This is a genomic window from Paenibacillus aestuarii, assembly GCF_027789125.1.
GTDB classification, from domain to species: Bacteria; Bacillota; Bacilli; order Paenibacillales; family NBRC-103111; genus Paenibacillus_E; species Paenibacillus_E aestuarii.
Genome location: NZ_JAQFVF010000088.1, coordinates 208,513 through 234,157, shown reverse-complemented (window position 1 = coordinate 234,157; position 25,645 = coordinate 208,513). Strand labels below are relative to the sequence as shown.

23 protein-coding genes and 1 riboswitch are annotated in these 25,645 nt (G+C 51.5%); of the genes, 12 read left to right on the top strand and 11 right to left on the bottom strand.

The window, feature by feature from the left end; all coding sequences use genetic code 11:
• Positions 1-38 precede the first annotated feature (38 nt).
• From O9139_RS29725 to O9139_RS29715, 3 genes are all read left to right on the top strand, one after another.
• Positions 39-857, top strand: coding sequence for a hypothetical protein (locus tag O9139_RS29725; protein ID WP_270885353.1), 819 nt, complete (start codon positions 39-41; stop codon positions 855-857).
• A 168-nt stretch (positions 858-1,025) separates the two neighbouring features.
• Positions 1,026-1,164: riboswitch (cyclic di-AMP (ydaO/yuaA leader) on the top strand.
• A 3-nt stretch (positions 1,165-1,167) separates the two neighbouring features.
• Positions 1,168-1,644 carry a C40 family peptidase gene (locus O9139_RS29720; RefSeq protein ID WP_270885352.1) on the top strand — a complete coding sequence of 159 codons (477 nt, stop codon included), beginning with the start codon at positions 1,168-1,170 and terminating at the stop codon, positions 1,642-1,644.
• Between the two features lie 152 nt (positions 1,645-1,796).
• Positions 1,797-2,099: a DUF4190 domain-containing protein gene (locus O9139_RS29715; protein WP_270885351.1), complete on the top strand. Its 303-nt coding sequence runs from the start codon at positions 1,797-1,799 to the stop codon at positions 2,097-2,099.
• Positions 2,100-2,209: 110 nt separating this feature from the next.
• Here the strand turns inward: O9139_RS29715 and O9139_RS29710 are convergent, their stop codons facing one another.
• Positions 2,210-3,097, bottom strand: a complete 888-nt coding sequence (locus tag O9139_RS29710; protein WP_270885350.1) for a methyltransferase domain-containing protein — start codon at positions 3,095-3,097, stop codon at positions 2,210-2,212.
• Positions 3,098-3,281: 184 nt separating this feature from the next.
• Between O9139_RS29710 and O9139_RS29705 the strand changes: the two genes are divergently transcribed.
• Positions 3,282-3,851, top strand: coding sequence for a hypothetical protein (locus O9139_RS29705; protein WP_270885349.1), 570 nt, complete (start codon positions 3,282-3,284; stop codon positions 3,849-3,851).
• Positions 3,852-3,900: 49 nt separating this feature from the next.
• Here the strand turns inward: O9139_RS29705 and O9139_RS29700 are convergent, their stop codons facing one another.
• The gene (locus O9139_RS29700; RefSeq protein ID WP_270885348.1) at positions 3,901-4,857 is read right to left on the bottom strand and encodes a hypothetical protein; all 957 of its coding nucleotides are present in this window, start codon (positions 4,855-4,857) and stop codon (positions 3,901-3,903) included.
• 2 nt (positions 4,858-4,859) lie between these two features.
• A complete protein-coding gene (locus O9139_RS29695; protein ID WP_270885347.1) occupies positions 4,860-5,939 on the bottom strand; it encodes an ABC transporter permease subunit in 1,080 nt (359 codons plus the stop codon).
• Positions 5,940-6,102: 163 nt separating this feature from the next.
• Here O9139_RS29695 and O9139_RS29690 point away from each other — a divergent pair, with 163 nt between their 5' ends.
• Both O9139_RS29690 and O9139_RS33500 read left to right on the top strand, forming a co-directional pair.
• Positions 6,103-6,882, top strand: coding sequence for a lipase family protein (locus tag O9139_RS29690; protein WP_270885346.1), 780 nt, complete (start codon positions 6,103-6,105; stop codon positions 6,880-6,882).
• 458 nt (positions 6,883-7,340) lie between these two features.
• Positions 7,341-7,463 carry a transposase gene (locus O9139_RS33500; protein WP_377525701.1) on the top strand — a complete coding sequence of 41 codons (123 nt, stop codon included), beginning with the start codon at positions 7,341-7,343 and terminating at the stop codon, positions 7,461-7,463.
• 433 nt (positions 7,464-7,896) lie between these two features.
• On the opposite strand, the gene O9139_RS29685 is transcribed toward O9139_RS33500, so the two are convergent.
• Together O9139_RS29685 and O9139_RS29680 are read right to left on the bottom strand one after the other, a co-directional pair.
• On the bottom strand, positions 7,897-8,430 hold the full coding sequence (locus tag O9139_RS29685; protein WP_270885345.1) for an SRPBCC family protein: 534 nt from the start codon (positions 8,428-8,430) through the stop codon (positions 7,897-7,899).
• Between the two features lie 28 nt (positions 8,431-8,458).
• Positions 8,459-9,280: an AraC family transcriptional regulator gene (locus O9139_RS29680; RefSeq protein WP_270885344.1), complete on the bottom strand. Its 822-nt coding sequence runs from the start codon at positions 9,278-9,280 to the stop codon at positions 8,459-8,461.
• 117 nt (positions 9,281-9,397) lie between these two features.
• On the opposite strand from O9139_RS29680, the gene O9139_RS29675 reads away from it, so the two are divergent.
• Positions 9,398-9,850, top strand: a complete 453-nt coding sequence (locus tag O9139_RS29675; protein ID WP_270885343.1) for an SRPBCC domain-containing protein — start codon at positions 9,398-9,400, stop codon at positions 9,848-9,850.
• A gap of 50 nt (positions 9,851-9,900) precedes the next feature.
• On the opposite strand, the gene O9139_RS29670 is transcribed toward O9139_RS29675, so the two are convergent.
• On the bottom strand, positions 9,901-13,662 hold the full coding sequence (locus O9139_RS29670; RefSeq protein ID WP_270885342.1) for an MSCRAMM family protein: 3,762 nt from the start codon (positions 13,660-13,662) through the stop codon (positions 9,901-9,903).
• Positions 13,663-13,898: 236 nt separating this feature from the next.
• Entirely contained in the window at positions 13,899-14,738 is an 840-nt protein-coding gene (locus O9139_RS29665; RefSeq protein ID WP_270885341.1) for a sulfurtransferase, read from the bottom strand.
• Between the two features lie 131 nt (positions 14,739-14,869).
• Between O9139_RS29665 and O9139_RS29660 the strand changes: the two genes are divergently transcribed.
• The gene (locus O9139_RS29660) at positions 14,870-15,403 is read left to right on the top strand and encodes a GNAT family N-acetyltransferase (RefSeq protein WP_270885340.1); all 534 of its coding nucleotides are present in this window, start codon (positions 14,870-14,872) and stop codon (positions 15,401-15,403) included.
• Positions 15,404-15,405: 2 nt separating this feature from the next.
• Here O9139_RS29660 and O9139_RS29655 read toward each other — a convergent pair whose 3' ends face one another.
• From O9139_RS29655 to O9139_RS29645, 3 genes are read right to left on the bottom strand one after another with little or no spacing between them, the layout of a single operon-like run.
• Positions 15,406-15,699: a 4a-hydroxytetrahydrobiopterin dehydratase gene (locus O9139_RS29655; protein WP_270885339.1), complete on the bottom strand. Its 294-nt coding sequence runs from the start codon at positions 15,697-15,699 to the stop codon at positions 15,406-15,408.
• Between the two features lie 26 nt (positions 15,700-15,725).
• The gene (gene recQ, locus O9139_RS29650; RefSeq protein WP_270885338.1) at positions 15,726-17,534 is read right to left on the bottom strand and encodes a DNA helicase RecQ; all 1,809 of its coding nucleotides are present in this window, start codon (positions 17,532-17,534) and stop codon (positions 15,726-15,728) included.
• A 43-nt stretch (positions 17,535-17,577) separates the two neighbouring features.
• The gene (locus tag O9139_RS29645) at positions 17,578-17,871 is read right to left on the bottom strand and encodes a hypothetical protein (RefSeq protein WP_270885337.1); all 294 of its coding nucleotides are present in this window, start codon (positions 17,869-17,871) and stop codon (positions 17,578-17,580) included.
• 185 nt (positions 17,872-18,056) lie between these two features.
• Between O9139_RS29645 and O9139_RS29640 the strand changes: the two genes are divergently transcribed.
• The 4 genes from O9139_RS29640 to pyrH all read left to right on the top strand — a co-directional run bounded on the left by O9139_RS29640 (position 18,057) and on the right by pyrH (position 24,925).
• Complete coding sequence (locus tag O9139_RS29640) at positions 18,057-19,646, top strand: SWIM zinc finger family protein (RefSeq protein WP_270885336.1); 1,590 nt, start codon at positions 18,057-18,059, stop codon at positions 19,644-19,646.
• Positions 19,634-22,510, top strand: a complete 2,877-nt coding sequence (locus O9139_RS29635) for a DEAD/DEAH box helicase (protein ID WP_270885335.1) — start codon at positions 19,634-19,636, stop codon at positions 22,508-22,510. Before O9139_RS29640 ends, O9139_RS29635 begins: the two co-directional genes overlap by 13 nt.
• 261 nt (positions 22,511-22,771) lie before the next feature.
• Positions 22,772-24,004, top strand: a complete 1,233-nt coding sequence (locus tag O9139_RS29630; protein ID WP_270885381.1) for an MFS transporter — start codon at positions 22,772-22,774, stop codon at positions 24,002-24,004.
• Positions 24,005-24,190: 186 nt separating this feature from the next.
• On the top strand, positions 24,191-24,925 hold the full coding sequence (gene pyrH, locus O9139_RS29625) for a UMP kinase (RefSeq protein ID WP_270885334.1): 735 nt from the start codon (positions 24,191-24,193) through the stop codon (positions 24,923-24,925).
• Positions 24,926-24,966: 41 nt separating this feature from the next.
• Here the strand turns inward: pyrH and O9139_RS29620 are convergent, their stop codons facing one another.
• A complete protein-coding gene (locus O9139_RS29620; RefSeq protein WP_270885333.1) occupies positions 24,967-25,635 on the bottom strand; it encodes an oxidoreductase in 669 nt (222 codons plus the stop codon).
• Positions 25,636-25,645 lie beyond the last annotated feature (10 nt).

The window sequence follows — 25,645 nt, the reverse complement described above, 5'->3', positions numbered from 1 at the left end:
GCTCCCCGCTTAGCGGGGCTGCATAAGGAGGGACAGCCTTGAAAACATATATGAAGACCGGTTTTTGGGCCGCAATTCAGCAGCCTTTCGCCGTTATCGCCTTATTTCTGTACCAGATGGGATGGGGCGTTATGCTGTATAAACTGGTGCAATCCGTGCTCGTACCGCTGATGCACCGATTTCCCGGAGCGCATCAGCCGAAGCAGACGCTGCAGCTCTTTCTGGCGGAAAGCCAATTTCAGCTGCTGAAAACAGACCTGATCCACTCGTATCTCTGGTGGCTCGCCGCGCTACTCGGAGTCCGTATGCTGCTTACTCCGATGCTGAATGCAGGCGTGTACTATTCGCTGACGCATCTCCATCAGAACGCAGGCTACCGCTTCTTTAAAGGCATCAAAGAGCTGACCCTCCCTTTCATGCTGACCTATATTCTGCGCATGGCGCTTAGTTTGGCACCGCTGTTCTGGCTATTGCCGAAAGCTCAGACGATCTTGACGCATACAGCCTCTTTCGAGCAAGCCGGTCTCAAGCTGCTGCCTTGGCTCGCAGGTCTTCTCTGCTATGGCTTTCTTATAAACTTGCTGTTCATGTACATCCAGTTTGCTATCGCTGCTAGACATGGAGTCATCTCCACTCTTATCACCTTCGTCCGCCATTCACTGCCGATTATTGTCCTAGCCTTTCTAATCCTGCTCAGCACAGGACTTTTGGCAGGGGTAACCGTGACAGCGGCCTATATATGGGCAGGTCTGGTAGCGCTAATCATTTCTCAGGTGTACCCATTGTTCAACATGTTTTTGCAAATGTGGGCAATCACCGCTCAATATCAACTATGGTCCGCCAAAATGAACAGCTAAATGTCGGGGAAATTGCCCGATTTTCTTGCAAAAAAAGCCTCTTTTGAAAAAAGAGGCTTTTTTTGCGTCTACTTTCCAAGTTTTTTCACATATTTTAATAGAAATTTGAATAGAGGGGGAGGATTTTCCATGTTTATGACGAATCCTAAGGACTAGCGTTAAAAAACCAAATATTTCATGCCGAATTCCCGCAAAATGTGGGAAACGGGGGAACCACACCGGGTGAATTGATCTTGCAAGACAGGGATCATAGGGAACCTTCAACCGAACCCTCCAGCTAACCTCGTAGGCACCGGAAGGAGACAAGCAGTTGAAAAAGGTTGTTGCTCTTGTTTTCAGTCTTGTTTTGTCCTTAAGCGTAAGCGCTGGGAGCGTATTCGCCGCGGAATCCACAATGGATGCCAAAGTGAATGAACTCATAGGAACGCCTTACCGCTGGGCCGGTACAACTACAAGCGGTTTCGACTGCTCCGGGTTTACCAGATACTTGTTCAGCGAGTTTGGGATCGATCTCCCGCACACGTCCAAAGGGCAGGACCAAGAAGGCTACTGGATTGACAAAAAAGATCTTCGTAAGGGCGATCTCGTATTTTTCAACACGGACGGTAAAGGCGTTTCTCACGTGGGCGTGTACATCGGTAACGGTGAGTTCGTTCACTCCGCTACAAACGAAGGTGTTGTGAAAAATAATTTGAGCGAGTCTTATTACGCGAAGCGCTATGTATCAGCCCGCCGGGTACTGTGGGACGATATTTACAACCAATTGACTGCGGTCCAATCCAACTAAAGCTACAGGATTACTTTAAGAAAAAAAGCCCGATCAGCACTCCCAAGGAGCCGCTGTCAGGGCTTTTATTCATTAAAAGCTGTTACCCCTAGCCGAAAAGGGTATTTTTGGATATAATGTGTGAATGCTGATTCTTCAAAGGAGGTTCTTCCATGGAACCCTATGTCCAACCACCACAGCCAGCACAAACCAATGGCAAATCGATAGCAGCTATGATTTTAGGCATTTTATCCGTTGTCATCCCTTATGTTGGTCTCATCATAGGAATTGTCGCTATTGTCTTTGCTCGGATTTCCCTCAAAGAAATTCGCCTTCGCGGCGAACAAGGGAGAGGAATGGCTATCGCAGGTCTCGTATGCGGTATTGTTGGCGTCGTGATTTATGCGGTCATTATCGCAATTGTCATTGCCGTTCTGGCCTTTGCCATTAAGGAAAATCATGTGACCACGTTCTGAATGTCCACCTTCTTGACATAAGGGAAAAGCCTGTAAGCGCATCGTACAGCGATGGCTGCCAGGCTTTTTCTTTTTCTGTTGCCCGTTGGACGGGATTGCCGTGATAGCACTTAAGCTATCGTATAGATGACATACCAGAAGCTGCTGCCTACAAAAACTTGTAAATGCTTCGCGTAAGGCTTGAAAATATCGTTCAGCTCGTCATAGCTGTAATAATTTTTAATGATATCATGTTGCGTGCCGTCTGCGAGTTCTCTACGTTTGAACGTGTCCTCGCTGTCTTCTTTCCGTATAAGCTCTCCTCCGCGTCCAGCGACATATACATTATCCGCGATAAAGACCGTAGCTCCGTGGCCCAGCCGTCGGTGAAAACTCTCCAAAAACTCGTCGAGGCGATTGCGCGGGATGTGCGAGAACCAAAAGTTCGCCACTCCGCAGTTAAAGCCCCCCTCCACTTGATCCAGCCGATAGGCATCGCCGATGCAGAAGTCAACCTTGCCAGCAGGCCATGGCTTCGCCTTCGCAATCTGCAGCACCTCCGGGCGAATATCGACGCCCAAGATGTGCTCCGCAGCATCAGCCGCGGCTTGCGTCCAGTAGCCGGTACCACAGGCAACTTCCAGGACGCGCCTACCGCGCACTACCCCCGTCATTGCATGACGGAGCAGAATTAGGCCTTGCTGATAATCCGGATCATCCCGGTGATAGATGCGTTCGTATTCCTCGGCACGGGCCCCGTAATAGTCCTGCATCGCCTTTTTATCCTGTTCCAGCAGCAATCGCTTCTGCTCAGCCTCTTGACCGATGCGATGTCTGGCGGACAATAAATCGGCGAAAATCGAGCCGCCTCTGGCTTCATAATTCGCCAGCAGGCTGTGAGTCGCCATGACAATCAGCTGAGTCATCGAAAGCCCGGTTTCATCGGCCATCAGCTCCAATCCGGCTTTCACCTTTTCCGGCAAATAGACGGACAGCCTTTTCGTTTTATCATCTGTCATGAGGGAGGCTCCTTTCATCTTTTATACATAAATTTAACACATATTTTATATTGAAACAACATTATACATATACCGTAAATCTCAACCCATCTTTCTTTCCTATCAGCTTCTAACCCCTAGCACGATGCTCTCTCGCGCATAGAATAGAATGTAACAATTTCATATAATGATAGGAGATGGGTCTATGAAACTCTTAAAACCGGAAAAAGCCGCATCCACATGGAAAGTAGTCCGCTTGCCTCGCAGCGCCGGGCTCTCGCGCAGCAAGGTGATGTCCATGTACCGTGCACAGCTCAAAAAAATGAATCGTGTTGGCAAGGATCGCTTCCTCAGCCAGCGCCTCCTCTCGATCGGCACCGATAATTCCTGGTTTAACGCCCAGGTGATCCCGCGGGAACCTGCCTGGGTGCCCGTCCAGAATGCCAACTATGTATGGTTCTCCGGTAATCTAAGCGCAGATAACGCTGTAATCTCTACACGCTTTACGCTTTCGCAGCAACGGCGAATCGTTAACGCTTCGTTCTTTATCTCTGTCGACAATTATGCGATTGTCATCATTAACGGCGTCCCGCTTCTCTACGATGGCCCGCAGAATACGCCCGCTTTCTTCAATCCAGGCCGAACCTTCAATGTTCGCCGGTTTCTGCGCAGAGGCCGCAACGATATTGTCATCATCGCCTTTAACTTCGTCGGCGCACGCAGCGTAAGCAACCCGGCCGGCGTAGCGGCCAGATTAGACATCCAGCTCAGCTGATGATCATTGAGAAAAAGCCAGGGGTTCCTCGAGTGGAACCCCTGGCTTTTTAGATCAATTCGCGCTCGGTGCCGTAGCGCCGTTTCAACTGCGCCAGGAAAAACTGCAGCGACAGCAGCACCACCGCAAAGAATGCGCCTACGCTCAAAATAATCCATGGCTGCAGCCTGATATATTTAGCCCCGTAGGCAATCAGCGAGGTCCATTCACCAGTAACGGATACGTTGATTTTGAACCCCGCCTCCTCATCGCCAACCGTCTCCGTACCGCCAAGCACAATGCTGAACACGGCCAACTGCCCCATGAGGAACAAAACCTGCATGAATTCGCTGAGAAACATGAACAATAGCTCATTGCGCATGCACGGAATTAAATGGCGAACTGTCCGGTGATAGGCTGAACCGCCCATCAAGCGCGACGCATCGATATATAATCGCTGGCTATAATATTGTGCACGGCCTGCCAACTGGTGGGCTAACGGAAAGATGCCAATGAAAGTAACCAGAACAATAAAGAGCACCGTAAACATAAAATGATAATGCGGATCCGACTTGATTCCGTAATCCAGCCGCAACCCATAATACATACCCGCCAGTGGCGGAAAGAGAAAGATAAACGCCGGCACAGAGGCAGTCACCCACTGCAGTGAGCTCAAGACACCCAGCCCTCTACTGCTGGCACCACTCCACATGCCCCAAGGAAGGGCGATGAGGAAACGGGCCAAGGTCAAAATAAGCGCCATGCCCAGTGTATACTTCATGCCGTTCAGTAGCAGGCTGAGCATATCATAACCACGGTGATCCGTTCCCAGGAGAAAAGTGCGATTCGGAGCGAACGGCGGGCTGAGATATCGGGTTTTGCCGTCCTGCTGGACTTGAATGAAGTTGATTTTATGATCCGGTGTGATGGGATGGGGCTTGATCCAGCTTCCAAAAATCATAAGCAGCGCCAACAACACCATAAGTCCAACAGAACAGTAATAGGCAGTTGATGAGCGTTTCATCATCGTCAGCCAGCCTCCCTTGTGCGAATGACAACCCTTTTGTGCAGCAGCGCGTAGATCACATGGAACAACATCGCAAGAATGGCTAGTGTCATGCAAATGATTGATATCGTCGAAATGCTCTGCACAGCAGGTGAAATAATAAATCCGCCCAGTCCCAAAATACCGCAGATCGCTTCCGCCACCGCCATGCTAGCAAGCGCCAGAGTCGTCGCTTTAGGCAGTATGACGAGCAGGTCCTCCATCACATTGCGCAGCACATGGCCCATAAGTACCTCACGGCGGGTTAACCCTTTGGCCAAGGCTGTGATGACATAATCTTGTCCAAGCTCGCGGGCCATCGCAACACGAAGCGCGCCATAGATCGTGACTGTCGGGATCAGCGCAATCGCAAGGAACGGGATCAGGAACGGTGTTTTATCTCCGACTTGTACGACCAGGAGCACATAATGACCAAGCGCTCGGGTCACATAAACCGCGCCTAATTGAATCAGAACGATCAGCAAAAAATCAGGCAAGCCGAGCAGCAGAACATGGACGCCGTCGATCACTTTACCGAAGCCGCGCCAGAGCGATGCAGCCAAGGCTAGAACAATACTGAGCACAATCGCCATAAGCAAACCTGGAATAAAGTATGTGCAAGTACGCAGCAGCATGTCCGGAATGGCATCAATAACGCGCATCTCCTTCAAGTTCGTCGGGCTGCGAAAAGTGCCAAAATCTCCGTGGAGCAAGCCGGTTGTCTGATTTTGCACCTGAGAGGCATAATAGCGCCAAGAAATAACAGGATGATCTAATGGAATCGTTGAGGCGCGATAAACACCTCTGGTGGTCATCGCCGTTAAAGCGTATTCCTGCGCTTTCCCGTAGGGGACAGCGAGCAGCGCGATTTTCGGATCGACGACCTTGCTCCCGGGCAGCACGCCGGCCAGCTTCTCTGCCGTCATATCCGGTCCAAGCGACACGCGTATCTGATCAGGATGCACGGACATAAATAAGTACCGGACATTGCTCAGCAGGAAAATACAAACAAGCGTAAATATCCCGAGTCCAACCCACTTCCAAATCGACCTCAACTCGATCACCTCAACCTCTTATTTACCGCCGGTAGAAAACTATTTTCATAGTTTAACACGGTTCTATTGGAAACTCTATCCATTAGATGGAAAATAGGCATATACCAGAGGACAAGTGCCTGCCGTACACATATATATATGAAAAAAGGTCCTGTGTCGGGAGGGGGATCGTATGAGTAGCAGCTTTGATCAACGATTAGCTATTTTTTTAGGTGCCGTGGCTAGTCAGACCTATCAACAGTTTGATAATACAGACGGCACTTTCATTGTTCCAAGAGGCTACAGCGTAAACTTGACCTTTAAAGGCGCCTCCTTTATCGGCCGCGAGGAATATTTCGGGTATATTATTGAATCCAATGATCGGGTGATTGTCGCATTTCGCGGGACAAACACAACTTCGGACTGGATCTCTGACGTGATCGCACGCCAAATTCCATTTCCTTATATTCGGGATGGGGGGTTGGTGCATGAGGGCTTTCTTAACATTTACCGATCTATGCGAAAAAGCATTCTTTCCACGCTGAACAAACGCTCCGCTCAGAAGCAGCTATATATTACCGGCCACAGCCTGGGAGGCGGGCTTGCCACTTTATGCGCCGCTGATGCCGCGGCCAACACCAAGTTCAAATCGCCGATTGTGTATACGTACGCCTCTCCCCGTGTCGGCAGCCCGGCGTTCGCAGGTAGATTTAACCAACTTATCGACAACCGGCAGCGCATCCATAACCAATTCGATGCCGTCCCGCAGCTGCCTACCGTCATCTACAAATCTCCCCGCACGGACGAAGTCTACCATTATCTTCATGTGAAAAAAAGTTATGAGCTCAGCTTTCAAAAAGGCTCCTTATCCGCCAACCATGCGATGAGTAACTATTTCTCTGAGCTTGCCAAGTTGGATCCGGGCTATACCAAGGAGATGTGCAGCCGGAACCCAGGCCTCTGCCCGCGTTGAAAGCTATAAAAAAAGCTGCCCTGCCAAGCATTGGCGCATGTTGGGGCAGCTTTTGTTGTATGTATGCCCCGCATCCGGCCACTTTGAGCAGAACAGCCCCGGCACCACTGCAGATACGTGCCACGGGTCGAGCGCCGTATATTTTTCGAAAATACATTTTCTGTGATATCTACAAATCAATCGGGGTTAACAAATCGCAAGCTTTTCGTCCACGTGGTAAACGGGGTAAATCGAAAATCCTCTATATTCGGAACAAGCCATTTAAAAGTACAAGCTCAAACTTTGTAGATACTACAGAAAAGAGATTCTCGAATAAATCATTTGAAGCAGAGATAATTTGGATAATAATTCAAATTTTTGATTTACATTGCAGATTTGTTTTAGTATAATAAAAGAGAACAAATGTTCTTCCATGTGGGGTGGATGATGTGACTTTTAAATTGCATGACGCTATTCATATGGATTTTCGAACAGAAGCGAATTGTGAAAAGTATTTAATGAAAATGCGCTGGTCAGACGGATTCTGCTGTCCCAATTGCGATAATGATACTTTTTATAAGATTCAAACTCGTAACTTATAGGAGTGCAAAGAATGCAGGGTTCAAATATCATTAACTGCAGGAACAGTGATGCATAAGTCCAAGCTGTCGTTATTGGTATGGTTCCGAGCTATTCAGATCCTGATACAAGATGGTCATCGGCATACGATCACTTCGTTCGCCAAATTGATGGGCGTTAATTACCACACCGCAAAACTATTAATTGCAAAAATTGCTTTAGCCTTGCAAAAAGAGCAAATTCGGCTTGATACAAGCAAACAACAGCATGCAACAGATCAAGTAAAGAAGCCTAAAATACGAAAGCAAAAGGCATGCTATTTTTTTATAAATACTTACGCAGTGCTTCCGAAACGATATATATTCGCTAAATGGATGAAAGCCTTTCTATCTGTAAGGTTATACCCAGTCTTTCTGAAATGCTATCATCGACTGAATTGACATAAATTTAATGCATTCAAAGCTTCTTCTCATACTCCGCTTCCATAACAGCATGTGTCGACCAAAAAGCCCGACGCTTGCGGCCGTTCAACTGGTCACCTAGAATATCCAGATGGGTATGCCAGCCAGCAGCAACACTAACCATAACCGCTCGTTCTCCAGAGAGTTGGCGATGGGTCAAAACAAGCAGCACTTCTTCACCGTTTAGGGTCAGTTCGTAAGTTACTTCCGAAGCGTCCTCCGACCCATCTCCCCAAGTGTAGCTCAGCAGGAAAGGCTCCTCGCAACGAGTAACAATGCCATAGTTGGTATGTCCTTGTTCCAAATGTTTGTACCGCTCTGGGGTCGGTTCGACAAAATCGGATAGTTGGCTGTGGATGAAATTCAGCTCCACTTTACCTCCCACGCGCAGCTCTATGTTGCCCGCTGCCAGCCAGGTCCCCCGCTTCTCCGAATCGGTCAAATACGTCCAGACACGTTCAATCGGACCAGGCAGCAGCCGCTCGACACGAACAGTTCCCACATCAACAAGCGTAACATGATTATTCATTGTTTTCCTCCTTGTAAATTTTATATGATTAAGCCAGCCCAATTTCTTTGACATACTGCTCGGGCGATTTGCCAATTATTGCTTTAAACGTTTTGATGAAGTGCGCTTGATCGTAATAGCCTAGATCGAGTGAAAGCCCGGACCAGTCCGGCACGCCGCCCTGCTCCATCAGCTCTGCAGCATCCTGAAGACGGAAGCGCTGAATGACCCACTTGGGGCTAACACCGACGTAACGATTAAACAGCCGCTGCAGCGTTCTTTTGTTCATATCGAATAGGCTGGCAAGGTCTTCAACCTTGGTAATAGTCCGTTGCGCAATGGCGGCTTGCACCATTTGATTGATCAGTTTGACGTTGTAATCAGGTTCAGGGTGCCGCTTCCGCAAGAAATCCTCGGCAATGTCAGCCATCCGATGATCATCTTCTTGTGTGAACATCATCTGTTCCAACTGCTGCGCGCTTACCCCAAAGGCACCTTCGAAACTAAGGATTCGCCCCGTCAGCATGGATATCGGCTGCTGCCAAAAGGGGTAAAACCCGCCTGGTTTGAACTTGATGCCCAGCACTCTGCCTTCGCCCCGCAGGTTGCGTGTATAGGTCGTTTGTGGTACGCCGTAAACCCCGCTAAACTGCTTTCCATTCTCCTGCTCGAAGGATAGATTCACGTTCGGATAAGACAAAATCGTTTGTGAAAACGGCGTTTGGTCCCGTAAATCCCACCGCACGACCCAGTAATGCTCAATAAACGGTTCCAGGTCTGCGGACGGTTCGATCCGCTTGAGCGTGAAGCGCTGCAAACCCGCTTCCGCGTGCAGGATCCCTTTGTTGGATGGAGTATCGCTTGGATTCATCTTCATTCCTCCAAATACGTTCGTTTTGTCGCGTTTTTACAATACTTATCACTATGTTTATAGTAACATTAAGACCAAGTAATTGGAAAATATTATACATTAAACGGAGGTTAGATCATGGACGAATTGAAGTATGAATTTTATATCAACGCTACGCCGGAGGACATATGGCAGATTTTTGTATCCCCTGAGGGGACAAGGGCTATCTTTTTCGGAAGCACACTGCAAACGACCTTTGAAATCGGAGCTCCTTATCAATATGTAGGACCTGGCAATGATGGGGACGAAACGGTTCATGTATATGGGAACGTGCTGGAGTTTGTGCCTAACCAGCGCATGAGCTATACAGAGCATCCCGGACCATCTTACCGTGAGAACCATGCCGAGCTCGAGACAAGGGTTACTCTCGCGCTGGAGAAGGTAGGCTCGTGCACGAAGATAACGCTGGTCAACGATCAATGGCCGGAGCATCATCCGTCCTACGAATCTACAAAACAAAGCTGGCCGATGATTCTAAGCAATGTGAAAACATACGCTGAAACTGGCAAGACTATGGATTTTGGCTGGTAAGCTGATAGAGCCCGCCTTCAAAGATGCGAAGGCGGGCTCTAGTCATTTTTTTATGCTAAAGGGAATGTAAAAATAATTTCAAAGTCAGGCACAGCCGAACCGTCGCTGGCATAAGCCAGCTTCTCCTCGTCAGTAGCTATATACGTGAGAACAACAGGATATTCAGCTGTATGCTCGAAGGAGAATTCGTAGTGATTGCCGGAACTTGAAGCACCATAGTTGCTTAAGTAGCCGCTGCTATTGCGCACATTTACGGAAGTACGCACGTCTCCTGTTACATTTTGCTTAAAAACAAGCCCGTACGTATCCGCTACGTCATCCAGTGATTGACTCTGGCCTGCCAGCAGTTTCATGCCATTGATAATTCGCCTGATCGATGCCTCCGTCAATTCATTACCATGCGCCCCATAAGCAAGCTGCAAATTTTGATTTAGGCTGAGCAAATTGATCAAATCGATGTCTGCCAAGCTGTTTATCAAGTTGCCCGTGAGCAGCAACGTACCACTCAGAATGCCCTGGTTATGCACGGCAACTGCCTGCTCGATGAGCGCCGCTTGGCGATTGACGGAAACTGCCGTCGCGATGGTAATATCCGCACCGTCGACTTGAGCGGTTAAGTTATCCAATATGATTGGACTTGCCAGTACGGACTCCAGCACCTCGAAACTGTATACGCCTCCACCCAGATCGGTAAAGTTAGTAAACATATCAGGGTCAAATATTCCCCTTGTCTCTCCGCCTACTTTGGCTTTCACATCTAATGCGGTAAGGCCCGTAATCCCTTCCCCGCTTGAGCTAGCGAGCTTGAACGTCACGACCACGTTCGAGCCATCAGCCTTCAAATGCTGGCTTACGATCTGGGCTGCATATTCCGTCGAATAATCGCTCACCGGCGTGGTCACAGACAGCGGTTGCTCCAGGATGACAGTTCCTTGAAGTGAAAGATTGGACAGCACATACGATGCCGAATCTTCGCTGCCTTTAAACATGATCCGATAAGTCTTACTGCTATCGTCATAAGCAAACGATGGGAAAAACTCCGTATCCCCTAGTGATAACTGCTCCTGGCCGACCTTGACGCTGAAATCTTCAGCTGTATAACCTTGTAACGAGTCCCCATTTGCATTCCTTAGGCTCAGGCTAAGGGCTACCTGCTTCGTTCCTGGCCCCTGCGGCACAGGATCGCCTGTCCAGCCTGATTGCTCTGGTGAAGGTACTGAACAGTCAATGGCATTCTGTATAACCTCTTTGAAGAGAAGCTTATAGTTGCCCTGCTTATAGGCCTGCTCCATCAAATGCTCTGCAGCAATAAGCTGTGAGGTCGAGTAAATCCCTGATAAATGATAGCTCGTAAGGATGCTCTCGGCGTTGGCATTAAGATAGGACCAATCAAAGTTACTGTGTCCAGAAAAGAATCCGGACATTAATGCGCGCTGAATGACCGGCGTTTCATTGGCCGTATCCACCCACACTTGCATTTTATCAACAAAGTCATGATCATCTATAACCGACAATAATGCATCCTTATCCATGTTAAGCGCAAATCCATACAAGTCTAATTGCTCGTTATACAGACTATGCAAGCCTGCACGCTCATAATCGTATTTTGTAACGCCAGCCATATTCGCAATGTGTAGACCATTGCGAATAGTTAATAATGCATTTGCAACTGATTTGCGCACGTTGATCATATCGGATGGGTTCGATACATTGCCCGCCGCATCAATCGCGTATAACACGTAATCCCCTTGAGGTACGTTCAATAACTCGATTGAGGCCTCTTCGTCATTAATGGCGTTTGTTTTGGCAACGTAGTGCGCTGCAATGTCCTCGGCATTAGACGATGTCTCTGCAGGTACCAAGTACAGGATCGCGGGCTCATTGGAAGTTGCCTTAACCTGCTGCGATTCGAGCTCTACGACGCCAGTTGTAATGCCGGACAACTGCGGAGGTGTCGAATCTGGCAGCAAACTGACATTGGATAATTGTATTTGCTCCGCGTGAGTATATTGGTTCGTTGCTAATACTTTCTGTGTTTGGCTGGTCAGTCGAATCGGACGATCTGGGAACGCTAGATCATTATAGACTGTTATATCACGGGCCATATAGATCGTAGCAACGTTAGCATTCGACAAAGCTCCAAGCAAGCCTTGTGCGTCTTGCACATAAGCTGTAAGCTCGCTTCCCTCACCAGCAACAAAGTAATTCGCCGAATCCTTCCTTTGAATCATACCTGTATAGCCTGCAAACCCGTTCACCTTAATTGACCCCAAGAAGCTGCTGAGTGCTGCCTGCAGATTGGTTTCATCATTACCCACATCGGAATACATATCTAAATCTCCAAAGCTTACATTGGGATAAGAACTGCTCGTATCCATTGTAAAGCTTGGCGCCGTCAACTGTGTGTGGGAACCGCTAATGCCCTGAAGCTGCACACTCCGGTTAAACGCATATGGACGTGTTAGATGAATATCGTCCAATACCAAAATGTACGGAACCATCGGATCCGCAAGTGCATCAAGCAGCTCATGTTCCGTGCTGACAGCAGCACCGCGCTGCAAATAGATCTCTTTTACTGTAGACTGCCCTTGATTGACCATAAATGGCTGCATTGGGTACAAAAGATAGCCTGCATATGTAACCGAGATTGTATAAGCCTTATTAGGAGGGACTTGGGTGTAGCTGAACTTCCCGTCGGCATCCGAGGTAATCGTTTTTGCATAGCTGCCATCAGTTGCTTCTAAGTGGATACTGACATTTGATAAAGCAGCGCCGCCTTCGCTATCCCGAACAACGCCTATCACACCTTGAGAGATTAGTCTGGTCGTACCGGTATTATAGACATCGGCAGTGACAGGCACCCCTGAAATATGCGCCGTCTGATAACCAGCCATCGCGATATCCAAATCGGCTGCGCCGTATGGTATTTGAGTTAGCATAAACGTGCCAGTCGCATCCGTGAAAGCCTGATAAGTCGTGCCCGTGACACTAACTTGAGCCCCCTGCAGAGGTTGATCCACGTCCGACTTGACGACTCCCACAATGCTGCCTGTCGGCTGGGTATTGACCGCTTTTTCCAGGTAGACAGGGGGCATGGTAACCAAGCTGTTCGCCGTTACGGTCAAGGTCAGTTCATCCCTTATGTACGTGTCCTTCGTCACGGTCACATTCCAATTGCCTGTCGGCACCGCATCGAGATAAAAGTAGCCCCTCGTATCCGAACGCGCATTCCGTGTACCCGCTGGCCCGTTGAGCGTAACAAGTGCCGATTCCAAAGGCTGCTGATCCGCCGTGAACACATACCCGGCAACGGAGCCTAGGGATGGTATACTCGTTAGGAAAAGGTTGTCCAGAACGAGGGAATTTCCCGGCAAAATATTAAATGCTTCGGAATACACATCGGTGTAATCGGCTTTATGGACACGAACCTTGGCCTGGTACATGGCTGGGACGTTGTTAAATTCAAATTTTCCGGACGCATCCGTTAATACGGTCAAGCCCAAGTCGACAAGAACAACCTCAGCTCCCGGTACGGTTTCCCCTGTTTCATCCAGCACGTAACCTGTAATCGTCCCTTTAACGGACCGTTGGCTTATTGGTTGGATTTGACTAAGGAGATTTTGCACATCGGCCTTATCGAACGTGCTTTTGCCCGTAATGGCGACCGCCGCCTGGCTATCTTGTAAGGCCCGCACGACATCTTGAATGTCAACGCCGTTATTATCCCGATCGAGTGTGTAGCCCGCTAACACAGAAGATGGCAGTGTTGTCGACAGCATACACACGGATATGAAAACTTTTAACTTCCGCAACTATATTCCCCCCACCCAAGAAGATCCTCGGGAACTCCGTAATTCTGATCGATAGTTTGATCCTACCATATTATCGGCATTCTTTGTCGAGTTCTGGAGTAATTTTGCTTGATTTTTATCTTACAAGAGCTCAAAGGTTTATGTATTAGATCGCACTTAGCAGACAACCAAAAAAGGCTGCAACAGGTCATACCCTGTCACAGCCCTCCAACCCGCGGTCCACGAGGCTTCCAAGCTTATTTCTCCTCACCCGTCGCAATCGGGTTGTCTTCCCAACTGATCCAGTCGCTCCAACTACCGCTATAGAGCTTCACGTTCGCAAAGCCCGCTTCCGCCAGCGCCAGCACGTTAGGGCAAGCGGTCACGCCGGAGCCGCAGTAGACGATAATTTCCTCGGCGTCGCGCAAGCCGGCAAAATGGCGCTCCTGATCGGCGGCATTGCGCCAAGCGCCCGACTCGTCAAGCACGCCCTTCCAGAAATAGTTGCGCGCACCAGGAATATGCCCGGCAGCTTTATCGATCGGCTCCTCCAGCCCGAGGTAGCGGCGCTCCTCGCGGGAGTCGACCAGCACCGTTCCAGCCCGGCCGAGCTTATCTTTCACCTCATCCATGCTAGCCAACATGGAACGCTGTACCTTCGGCGAGAACGTGCGCGATTCAGGTACCTGGACTTCGTCCGTTACCGGGTGTCCGGCTGCCTTCCACGCCGCATATCCTTGATCGAGCACATACACCTGGCTGTGCCCGAGGAACTTCAACATCCACCATAGACGGGATGCCATCGCCCCGCCCTGATCATCATAAGCGACGACCGTCGTTGTCGCGTCAATGCCGAGCTGCCCCATACGTATCGAAAAACCGCCGAGATCAGGCAGCGGGTGACGACCGCCATGCACCATAATCGCACCGGACATGTCTGACTCCAAATCAACATATACCGCACCAGGGATATGGTCTTTATCGTACTGGTCACGGCCGGATTGCGGCTGCCCAAGCGCAAAACGGCAATCCGCAATAACGATATTAGCCTCGCCTAACCGTCCGAGCAGCCACGATTGTTTTACAATATTTTCCATTAAATAAACACCACCTATGTATAAGATACAGTAAAAATGCTATACCCCGTTTGATCTTCTCATATCCTCTATGGTACAACGAACCTATACAAGCTACAATCAATCCCGAATTGAAAGGGTGATCCGATGCAATGAATGCTACCAATGCCAACTTACAGTGGCGTGTACACCCGCTTACTTTAGCGCATGCACAGGCACTATGCGGATGGCGCTATCCGCCGCCCTATAACTTATATAACTGGTCAGACTGGGCGACGATGCAGCACGAACAAATCGAGTTCGCCGATCCCCTCATCAGGGACAACCAGTATGCAGCCGTCGTGGATGAAGACTCCCAGCTGGTCGGATTCGTGCAATTCTTCCCCATCGTCGGCGTCACCCGCCTCGGACTCGGACTTCACCCCGCTTTATGCGGACAAAGCACTGCACGTGGAACCGGACAAGGCCTGGGGGTACCCTTCGTCAAACTGCTTGTCCAGGAGGCTTTGCGCCGGGCGCCGCAGAACGAGATCGATCTGGAGGTGCTTACCTGGAACACACGCGCCATCCGTACCTACGAGCGCGCCGGGTTCCACATCACAGATACGTACGAGAAACTGACGCCCACAGGCAATGCCATGTTCCATTGCATGGTTTACGACCCTGCAACCTCGCCTCCGGCGTGATGTTAAACGCTGCTGTACGCCGCTTCGAACTGAGCCGCTAGGCTGAAGTCCAGGTCGGTCAAGCCCCCTGCATGCCAGGAGGTGAGGCGCAGCGTGACCATTTTGTAATCAATCGCAATCATCGGATGATGGTTGTTCGCCTCGGCCAGGCGAGCCACCTCATTGACGAAAGCAATCCCTTGCATAAATTCGCTAAACCGGTACTTGCGCACGATCCACTTCTGGTCGTCCGTCTTCCAGGCAGCGACGGCCTTCTCCGCCAGCCGCTCCTCGATCTCAGCGGTCGTCAATTTCATGCGAACCCTCCTCCGTAAGCATACGCTTATTCGTAATCGTAAGCGGCTGCGCCAACCTCGCTTTCACCTGTGTAGGTGCGCAGCAGCTCCAGGAACGGCATGCCATAATTGCGGAATTTCACTTCGCCGACACCTTTGATCTTCAGCATGCCGGCAGCGGTCGTCGGGCAGATCTCGCTCATCTCACGCAGCGTGCTGTCCGCAAAAATAATATACGGCGGCACCTTCTCCTTCTGGGCAATCTCCCGGCGCAGCAGCCGCAGCTGCTCGAACAGTGTGTTGTCGATGGCGGCAGCCCGCACCTGCTGCTTGCGCACCTTTTGGAACACCTGCAGCTTGCCTTGCAGCACGTCGGCTGCCGGCTGCAGCAGCTTCACGACAGGATATTGACCGTCAGATAAGGCCAGATAGCCTTCGGAAATCAGAACATTAATAAGATCAGATATTTCCTTCTCCGGCAAATCGCGCATAATTCCATAAGTCGGCAGCCGGTCGAAGCGGTAATCGAGAACCTTTTTCGCTTTCGAACCCTTAAGCACCGAAGCGATCATGGAAATGCCGAACCGCTCTTGCATGCGGCGGATGCAGGAAAAGATTTTTTGCGCTTCCACCGTAATGTCCACGGTATCGCGATCATCCTTGCAAGAGCTGCAATTACCGCAAGTATCCTCGCGGTTCGTCTCGCCGAAATAGTGCAAGATCACGTTGCGCAAACATCTTGGTGAATAGCAGAAATCGATCATCGTTTGCAGCTTCTTGTATTCGTTGGCTTTGCGCTCCGGCGCGAGCTGATTTTGCTCGATAAGGAACTTCTGTGTCATAATATCCTGCGCGCTGAACAGCAGAATACACTCCGAAGGCTCCCCGTCACGCCCCGCGCGTCCGGCTTCCTGGTAGTACGCCTCCATATTTTTCGGCATATTGTAGTGAATGACATAACGCACGTTGGACTTATCAATCCCCATGCCAAAAGCGTTCGTCGCAATCATCACGCGAATATCATCATAGAGGAACGATTCCTGCATATAGGAGCGCTCTTCATCAGTCAGACCGGCATGATATTTCCCGGCGGCAAAGCCTTTTTTACGCAATAGCTCGTAGAGGTCCTCCACATCCTTCCGCGTAGCGGCATAAATAATGCCCGGCTGATGGGTATGCTCTTTCACATAAGCTTGGATGTAGTCCTTCTTGTTCTCGCCGCGCAGAATCGTTAATTCCAGATTATCCCGGCTGAAGCCGTTGACGAAAATGCCCGCATCGTCCAGCTCCAGCAGACGAGCGATGTCCTCCGTCACTTCGGTCGTAGCCGTCGCTGTAAACGCCGCCACAATCGGGCGATGCGGCAGCTCGCGAATGAACGGCGCGATGGCCACGTAGCTTGGGCGGAAATCGTGCCCCCACTGCGAGACGCAGTGTGCTTCATCGATCGCCACGAACGGCAGCTTAAGCGCATGCATGCGCGCGCGGAACCGCTCGGATTCCAGCCGCTCCGGCGCGATGTACAGCAGCTTGTATTTGCCCTGCATCGCTCCCTGCAGACGCTGTTCGACCTCTCTGCTCTCCAGCGTGCTGTTGATGAACGTCGCCGGAACGCCTAAGCTCGCCAGCGCATCGACCTGATCCTTCATCAACGAAATCAGCGGTGAAATGACAAGCGTCACGCCCTCCATAAGCAGGGCCGGGACTTGGTAACAGATCGACTTCCCGCCCCCGGTCGGCATAATGCCGAGCGTATCGCGCCCTTGCAAGAGGTTGGTAATAATATTTTTTTGGCCCTCGCGAAATTCCGGATAGCCGTAAATATGTTGTAAAACTTTTCTAGCCTCTGAAAGCATAACTTGTGAACACCTTTCTATACTTACTTGCGCACTGGCAACGTCAGACCAAATAAATCACCGACACCAGCTTCTCCCCGTCGTGCACTTTAAGCACGTGATTCGTAGGGTCGTGGCGAACCGAGCCCAGACCGACCTGGATGACCGGGGTACTCCCTAAGCCGTAAAAAATATCATCCGCCAGCGTCCGCAGGCACTCCTCTTGTTCCTCGGGAGTCAGCTCCTGCCACTCTTCCTCTGACATTTCAAATAAATCGTAGTATCCGTCCACTAATGCGATACCGCGCATGAAATCAGCAACGATATCCTTATACTCTCTGCCAAATTTAATCCCCATGCCGCAGATCTCCTTTCGATGCCTCTAAGTTCACTTTATCACATTATGGTCAGAAAAGCAGAGATAAGTACTCATTCCCCTTATAAAAATATTGCCTTTGGCATACACTATGGAAATGGGCAATTTCGGAAAAAATCTGTTACTATGGAAGAAGGAATGCACCGCTCGGAGGTAGGATAGCCATCATGCTGAAACTGCAGATTCCCAAAAATCGAATGAACTACTTAATGAAGCAAGTTCAGCACCATTACGATGCTCAGCAGTTGGAACGAGGCTGGGAGGATTATCACAAGAGCCGCGTAGGCGATATAGATTTGGTCGGCTTAAGCATTCATGCGTCCGTCGCCAGCGATAAGGTTTACGAGGTCGTCCTGAACCTCGAAGACTTTACGCAGAGCTCTTGCAGTTGCGACTATAACGGTTATTGCCAACATATAGCTGCGGCTTTTTTCAGTTTGTACGCGCCCTATGGCCGGCCGGAGCTGCTGCTTCAGCAGCTGAAGCAAGCGATTCACACCCGGAAGAAGACGGTTCGCGGAGCCCCGTCCACGCCGGAACGCAAAGCATCCAACCCGAATGTGCCTCAGGAGAATGCTGCGCCTGCGGAATGGCACCGTTTTTTTGAAGGCCGCTTCCATGGCTTCTCCATTTCACATCAGCATTCGATTGAAACGTTTTATGAGTCGGCATTGGAAACGCTGCCCGGTTTTGCCGCCAGCTGGCGCACCTCAGTCAAAGAGCTGTATCAGCTGCATATCGCGCTGTTCATGATGCGCAAGATCGATCAATTCTATCAAGATACCAAGAGCTCCTACTTGTCTTACTACCATGAGAATGGCTGCAAAGTTGCCGCAAAAAATTGCGAAGATAAGTTCGTCGAATTTGTAGAACGCATGGACGTCAATGGCTCTTACACGGCTGAACCGAAGGCTTGGCAAGCTACGATGAAAATGCTCGGCGACCTCGCGCTGCAAGGCAAGGACAGTCCTGTCGACTGGTTATTCATCTACCGTTTCCTATGGTGGAAGATGGACGGATATGAAAAAATCGGGCAAGAGGAAATCACCCGCCTGGAACAGCTTCTGGCTAAAAAGGAGACGCTGGCGCGCAAAAAGGATACCCTGATTGTCGCTAGGGCGCATTTTGATATTATCCAAGGGAACACGGAAGACGCCTTTGAGCGCCTGAAACAGCTTTCCCACCCGAATGCTAAAGACTTCTTTCTGTATCTCAATTATTACTATAATGAGCGGCGCTGGGAAGATACCCTGGTCTGGCTGCGCTGGCTGTTAACGCCGATTGCGGCGGCCAATCATGATGATTTCCGGGCGTTTTGCCAGTATTGGCTGGATACAACCAAGCATCTGGAGACGGATGGCGAATGGGTGCAGGTTATGGAATCTCTGCTGCCCCGCTCTTACTACTATTACACAGCTTACTTGCTGCAAACGAAGCGCTATCGGCAATGGGTCGATCTTCAGCTGGCGAACCGGATTTCGCCGCTCAACCTGTATGCGTTGGAATTGCGGACCATCGAGGATCACGATGCATCGCTGCTGCTGCCGCTCTACCATCAGGCCGCGGAACGAGCCGTGCAAGAACGGAACCGCGCTTCCTACAAGACCGCGACCCGGCTGCTCAAGAAGCTGCACGCGCTCTACAAACAGCTGGATCAAGCCGACCGCTGGGAGCACTATGTGTACCGGCTTTCCGATAAATTCTCACGCTTGCGCGCTTTCCAAGAAGAGCTGAAGAAAGGAAAATGGATTCGATGATCGAAACCAGCGCGCTGACGGTTCACGTTAGCTCTGTACCTAATGGTTCATTGTTTTTATGGGGCACCCGCGAGAACGGCGGCATCTGGGATGCTCTGGATTTGAAAAATATGCTGTTCGCCTGGCACCGCGCTTCCTTCTACGGCACCTTTCTGGAACCGAGCGAATGGCAAAATCGCGAAGGCATCGAACTCCAGCCGCTCGAAGCGCTGGACTACTTCCACGATCCGCAGCCGGTGCAGCACGTGAAGCTCCACTGGAATAGCGAGTGCGCGAATCTGATTAAGCTCGCGCCGGCGATCCGGGAAGCGCTGGCGACCGGACGCTTCATGCCCGACTATGACAAATGGAAAGCGGGCGAGATTGGCTGGAAGCTTCAGCTTCCCGAAGATTTGCAAGCGCTGGAGACACCGACGGTATCCCGTTGGATCCATGCGCTCATCCCGGAGTGGGTCGACGAAGACGGCGTCATGAAGGACAATCTGCGCAAGCTCGAAGCTGCATATCCGCTGATGCGCCGGGGCGAAGCCGACACCGGCATTTGGCTCGACGAGGAAGACTGGCTCGTCGCCATCGGCTGGCGCCAGGACCGGACGCCGATGCGCACATGCCTGCAGCTGGTCGAACCCGACCAGGCACAGGGCCACGGCTGGCGGCTGCGCATCGTGCTGCAGGACCGGCTGTCACCCGACGTGCTGCGCACGGTGACGCCGGACGGCACGCCCGTGCCGGGCGAGCAGCCATTGCCGGAGGCTTGGCTGCCGGAGATCGGCCGCGTGCAGCGCGACGCGGCCAAGTGGATGCGCATCCTGCCGTGGCTCGGCACGGATGCTGAGGAACCGAACCTCCGTCAGACATTGACGGAGGAGGAGGCTTGGCGCTTCCTCGCAGAGGGAAGCGTACGGCTTGTGGAGGCCGGGACGAGCGTATTCCTCCCGGCCTGGTGGGACCGCATCCGCAAGATGCGGCCGAAGCTGCGCGCGAAGATCAAGTCTTCCGTCGGCTCCGGACGGGAGACGATGTTCGGCCTGAACCAGCTGATGCAGTTCGACTGGAAGCTGGCCGTAGGCGACATCGAGCTGTCGGAAGAAGAGTTCCGCCAGCTGCTTGAAGAGAAGCGCAAGCTCATTCAGATTCGCGGCAATTGGATTCAGCTGGACCCGCAATTCATGGCGCAAGTTGAGCAGATCATGAAGCAGGTGCAGAAGAAGAACGGGCTGTCCTTCCGCGATGTGCTGGAGCTGCATTTTGCCGGTGACGCCGGGGGCTTGCTGCCGCCGGAGGACGATCCGGACGCGCTGCGCTATCTCGATATGGAAGTGGAGCTGAACGAACAGCTTCGCCATATGATCGATCAGCTGACACAGACGGAATCGATCCCGCTCATCCAGCCGCCGCCCAGCTTCCAAGGCTCGCTCCGCCATTACCAAGTGGACGGAATCTCATGGCTGCTGTTTTTGCGCCGATTCGGCCTCGGCGGCTGTCTGGCCGACGACATGGGTCTCGGTAAGACGATTCAATGGATCACCTATCTGCTCACCGTCAAAGAACAGGAACGGCCGGAGACACCATCGCTGCTCATCTGTCCGACTTCCGTGCTCGGCAACTGGCAGATGGAGCTTAAGCGCTTTGCACCCTCGCTCAAGGTGCATTTGCACTACGGGCCTCAGCGCTTAAAAGGGCCCTTTTTCAAAGAAACCGCGGACCGTTCCGATCTGGTGCTGACCTCTTACACGCTCTCGCATCTGGACGAAGCCGAGCTCTCCACTGTCATGTGGAACTCGATCTGTCTGGATGAAGCGCAAAATATAAAGAATGCTTATACCAAGCAGGCATCCGCCATTCGGCGCCTGGACGGCTACCACCGCATTGCCTTAACGGGAACGCCGATCGAAAATAGACTCACCGAGCTGTGGTCGATTTTTGACTTTGCCAATCCGGGCTACCTCGGCACTGTCCGCGAGTTTACACACCGGTATGTGACGGCGATCGAGCGGACCCAGGACAGCGAGATCATCAACAAGGTACAGCGGCTGATTCGTCCGTTTCTGCTGCGCCGCGTGAAGAATGACCCCGCCATTCAGCTCGATTTGCCGGAGAAAAATGAGTCGAAAACATTTATTTCTCTGACCGCCGAGCAGGGCTCCTTATACGAAAATTACATTCAAGACATGTTCGAGCGGCTCGACAAGCTCTCGGCCATGGAGCGGCGCGGGCTGATCCTCGCCGCACTGACGAAGCTCAAGCAGGTGTGCAACCACCCTTCCCTGCTGCTCAAAGAAGGACCGGAAGCACCATGGATGGGCCGGTCGAACAAACTGGAGCGGCTGCTCGAGATGGTGCAGGAGCTGCGCCAGGAAGGCGACAAATGCTTGATTTTCACGCAATTTGTAGAGACCGGCAGCCTGCTGCAGCATGTTTTGCAACAGGAGCTCGGCGAATCCGTACTCTTCCTGCACGGAGGCACGTCCAAGACAGCGCGCGACGAGATGATCGCGCACTTCCAGAATAGCAGCCTGCCGGCGGAGGAGCAGCGGTCGGTGTTCATCCTTTCGCTGAAGGCCGGCGGCATCGGGCTCAACCTAACGGCGGCGAATCATGTGTTCCACTACGATCGCTGGTGGAATCCCGCCGTCGAGAACCAGGCGACGGACCGCGCGTTCCGGATCGGGCAGACGCGTCATGTGCAGGTGCACAAGTTTGTGACGTTGGGCACCCTCGAGGAGCGCATCGATGAGATGATCGAGCGCAAGCTCGGCCTGAGCCAGCAAATCGTCGGCACCGGCGAGAATTGGATTACCGAGCTCACCACGGACGAGCTGCGCGATCTGTTCACCCTTCGGCGGGAATGGGTCGAATTATAGGCATGATCAAGAGGCTGCCTCGGCTAAGTCATCAGCGATGACCTGGCTAGGGCGGCCTCTTTGCCATCTGCCTCCAGAGGGCATTTATTTTTCATGTAAAGCAAAGGGATTTCCTCATCCAATAGCCAATATACTTTAGGAATATGAAGTGAGCTCAAGAAAGGTGGGAATCGCGTGGCGCAGCTTGAATCCCCTACCAATCCGGCGCAGGCCCGAAACGTGTGGGCGCTGTTTTTTTCATTGCCGATCTTCGCATGGGCGATGTACGATTTTGCCAACACCATTTTCTCGTCCAATATCGTGACCGTGTTTTACCCTTTTTACTTAAGCGAAACGCTTGGCAAAAGCGAGGAAATGAATCAAATCGCCAGTACGTTCATTACGTACTCCAATGCCATTTCCAGTTTCTTTCTAGTTTTGCTTTCCCCTTTATTCGGCGTCTGGATCGATCGAACGGGGAAGAAAAAAGCTTATCTCGTGCCTTTTACACTCGTTTGCATAGCAGCAACGCTGCTTATGGGCGTATCATCCCTCTGGCATACGGACCAACAGTGGATGGGGCTGAATGTCGGGATTATCGGTGTCATTTTCTTTTTTATGATCGCCAAGTTTTTTTATAATTCCGGCCTCATCTTCTACGATTCGATGATTTCCGACTTGGGCAATTCGCGGGAGCTGCCGATTATTTCCGGTGTTGGCGTTGCGGTGGGCTATATCGGCACACTGGTCGGACTGGTGGTCTATCCGCTGATCAATGGCAAGCATTATGAAAATACGTTCATCCCAAGCGCCCTGCTCTTTCTCTTATTTTCACTCCCTATCATGCTTCTTTATAAAGAACGCCCGGCCAAAGCCGCAGCTGCCGACGCACAAAAGTCGCTGCTCAGCGGTTATCGTGAGATCTGGGAAACGTTCAAGGAAGCGCGCAATTACCGGGCAGCCTTCCTCTTTATGATCGCTTATTTCTTCTTTAACGACGCGATTGCAACAGCGATTGCCGTGATGGCGGTCTATGCGAATACGGTTATGAGCTTCAGCACCAGCCAATTTATTTTACTGTACCTGGTTTCTACCATTTCCAGCATTATCGGCTCTTTCTTATTTGGCTACGTTACAAGAGGGATCGGCCCGAAGAAAGCCGTCAGCGCCGTAGCGGTCATTCTCATTATCGCTATATCGATCGCTTCCCTCACAACGAGCAAAAGCCTGTTTTGGATCGCCGGCAGCCTGTACGGCGTGTCGATGGGCGCCATGTGGGTCACCTCGCGCACATTAATTGTTGCCCTTACACCGGAGGATAAGCGGGGGCAGTTTTTCGGCTTATTTGCTTTTTCCGGCAAAGTGTCCTCCATTGTAGGACCTACCTTGTACGGCTCCATCACATGGGCGCTCGCCTCTTCTGGCAATATCGCCAGCCGCACGGCACTCGGCTCCTTGCTGATTCTTGTCATTATCGGGCTCATTGTCCATGTCCGCGTGCCCGAAAACAAATAGGGGTTGCGTTCCTTCCAGGCTTTGGGTAAAATACAACTAATCTGCGTGGAAAGGTGTGGGAATATGAGAGCTGCTGTCAAGACGCGTTTGGCGATTCGGATTCAGCGCTTTCCTATTTCCTTTTTTGAAACACTAGAGCATTTATTGCTTTAGTGTTTTTTTATTGTCGAGAGGAGAGCTGAGAATATGCGGTATAAAAGAGTACTCATCAAGCTAAGCGGAGGCGCAGTAGCCGGAGAAAACGAGTTCGGGTTCGATCCGAGGCAGCTGGACCACATCGCGAATGAAATTATGGCCGTAGTCGGTCTCGGCGTGGAAGTGTGCGTAGTCATTGGCGGAGGCAATATTTTTCGTGGGAATATGGGTGAAAGCTGGGGCATTGAAAAAGCTGAGGCCGACAATATCGGCACTCTGGCGACGGTCATCAACAGCTTAATGCTGCGCGGTGTGCTTAAAGCTAAGACGGATGCGGAAGTGCGCGTCATGACGGCCATTCCGATCGCCTCCGTGGCGGAGCCCTTTATCCGTCTTCGAGCGATTCAACACTTGAAAAAGGGGTATATCGTCATTTTTGCTGGAGGCAACGGCCAGCCCTTCGTGACGACGGACTATCCTTCCGTGCAGCGGGCGATTGAGGTGAATTGCGAAGCCATTCTGGTCGCCAAACACGGCGTAGACGGCGTCTTCAATCAGGACCCGAAGCATCACAAGGATGCACAGCAATATAAATCGCTTCACTATAACGATGTGATTCAAAACGACTTGAAGGTCATGGATCAGTCCGCCTTCATCCTCGCTAGGGACTACCACATCCCGATCCACGTGTTCAACTTTGATAAACCAGGCTCAATGAAAGAAATCTGCGAGGGCAAAAATATCGGCACCATCATCAGCAGCTCCTCCGAGCTTATTTTCCACTAGAGCTGGGAGCGCTAGTGCCGGAACCACTAGAGCTGGAGCCGCTAGTGGCGGGAATCCCCGAGCTCTGCAATCCGGTTGGATGCGTATACATGGGTTCCGGGGACGCCACTGCGCGCAGCCCGCAGCATCGCCCAAGCGACCGTCCGGGCATGAATCGCCCGGTACGGACGCAGCGGCCCGGCCATCGCGAACGCCGTCGCCCGCATAAGGGCAGCGGCAAGCCGCTCGCCGAGGCGGAATTCGCCCCGATCACCGAGCAGCAGTGATGGGCGGAATATGTGCAGCTCAGGCAGCCGCAACTCACGCAGCTCAGCTTCGAGCGTCCCCTTGACCCGATTGTAAAAAATGCTCGATTGCGGGTTCGCTCCCATCGCGGAAATGATCAAAAAGCGGGCACAGCCCTGTTCCTTCGCGAGTCGCGCTAACGCCAGCGGGTAATGGCGGTCAACGCGCTCGAACGCCTCCTGGGTCTTAGCGATTTTGATCGTCGTGCCCAGACAGCAGAAGACATCGTCCGCTCCCAGAAGCTCGCGGTACTCCCACAGCCGCTCGAAATCAACGACGACCTGCCGCAGCTTCGGATGACGGATCGGCAGCTCCTTGCGCACCAGTACAGTAATATGACCGTAATCATCCAGCGCCAGCGCTTGCTTCAGCAGCTCCCCGCCAACCAATCCGGTCGCTCCAGCGATACATGCCGTTTTGGCCACTCCGGCCACC

What these genes read in the sequence shown, in the direction of transcription:
- O9139_RS29715 (WP_270885351.1), top strand. Translation starts at nt 1,797, where the DNA reads ATGGAACCCTATGTCCAACCACCACAGCCAGCACAAACCAATGGCAAA.
- O9139_RS29710 (WP_270885350.1), bottom strand. Translation starts at nt 3,097, where the DNA reads ATGACAGATGATAAAACGAAAAGGCTGTCCGTCTATTTGCCGGAAAAG.
- O9139_RS29705 (WP_270885349.1), top strand. Translation starts at nt 3,282, where the DNA reads ATGAAACTCTTAAAACCGGAAAAAGCCGCATCCACATGGAAAGTAGTC.
- O9139_RS29700 (WP_270885348.1), bottom strand. Translation starts at nt 4,857, where the DNA reads ATGATGAAACGCTCATCAACTGCCTATTACTGTTCTGTTGGACTTATG.
- O9139_RS29690 (WP_270885346.1), top strand. Translation starts at nt 6,103, where the DNA reads ATGAGTAGCAGCTTTGATCAACGATTAGCTATTTTTTTAGGTGCCGTG.
- O9139_RS33500 (WP_377525701.1), top strand. Translation starts at nt 7,341, where the DNA reads ATGGATTTTCGAACAGAAGCGAATTGTGAAAAGTATTTAATGAAAATG.
- O9139_RS29685 (WP_270885345.1), bottom strand. Translation starts at nt 8,430, where the DNA reads ATGAATAATCATGTTACGCTTGTTGATGTGGGAACTGTTCGTGTCGAG.
- O9139_RS29680 (WP_270885344.1), bottom strand. Translation starts at nt 9,280, where the DNA reads ATGAATCCAAGCGATACTCCATCCAACAAAGGGATCCTGCACGCGGAA.
- O9139_RS29675 (WP_270885343.1), top strand. Translation starts at nt 9,398, where the DNA reads ATGGACGAATTGAAGTATGAATTTTATATCAACGCTACGCCGGAGGAC.
- O9139_RS29665 (WP_270885341.1), bottom strand. Translation starts at nt 14,738, where the DNA reads ATGGAAAATATTGTAAAACAATCGTGGCTGCTCGGACGGTTAGGCGAG.
- O9139_RS29660 (WP_270885340.1), top strand. Translation starts at nt 14,870, where the DNA reads ATGAATGCTACCAATGCCAACTTACAGTGGCGTGTACACCCGCTTACT.
- O9139_RS29655 (WP_270885339.1), bottom strand. Translation starts at nt 15,699, where the DNA reads ATGAAATTGACGACCGCTGAGATCGAGGAGCGGCTGGCGGAGAAGGCC.
- recQ (WP_270885338.1), bottom strand. Translation starts at nt 17,534, where the DNA reads ATGCTTTCAGAGGCTAGAAAAGTTTTACAACATATTTACGGCTATCCG.
- O9139_RS29645 (WP_270885337.1), bottom strand. Translation starts at nt 17,871, where the DNA reads ATGGGGATTAAATTTGGCAGAGAGTATAAGGATATCGTTGCTGATTTC.
- O9139_RS29640 (WP_270885336.1), top strand. Translation starts at nt 18,057, where the DNA reads ATGCTGAAACTGCAGATTCCCAAAAATCGAATGAACTACTTAATGAAG.
- O9139_RS29635 (WP_270885335.1), top strand. Translation starts at nt 19,634, where the DNA reads ATGGATTCGATGATCGAAACCAGCGCGCTGACGGTTCACGTTAGCTCT.
- O9139_RS29630 (WP_270885381.1), top strand. Translation starts at nt 22,772, where the DNA reads ATGTACGATTTTGCCAACACCATTTTCTCGTCCAATATCGTGACCGTG.
- pyrH (WP_270885334.1), top strand. Translation starts at nt 24,191, where the DNA reads ATGCGGTATAAAAGAGTACTCATCAAGCTAAGCGGAGGCGCAGTAGCC.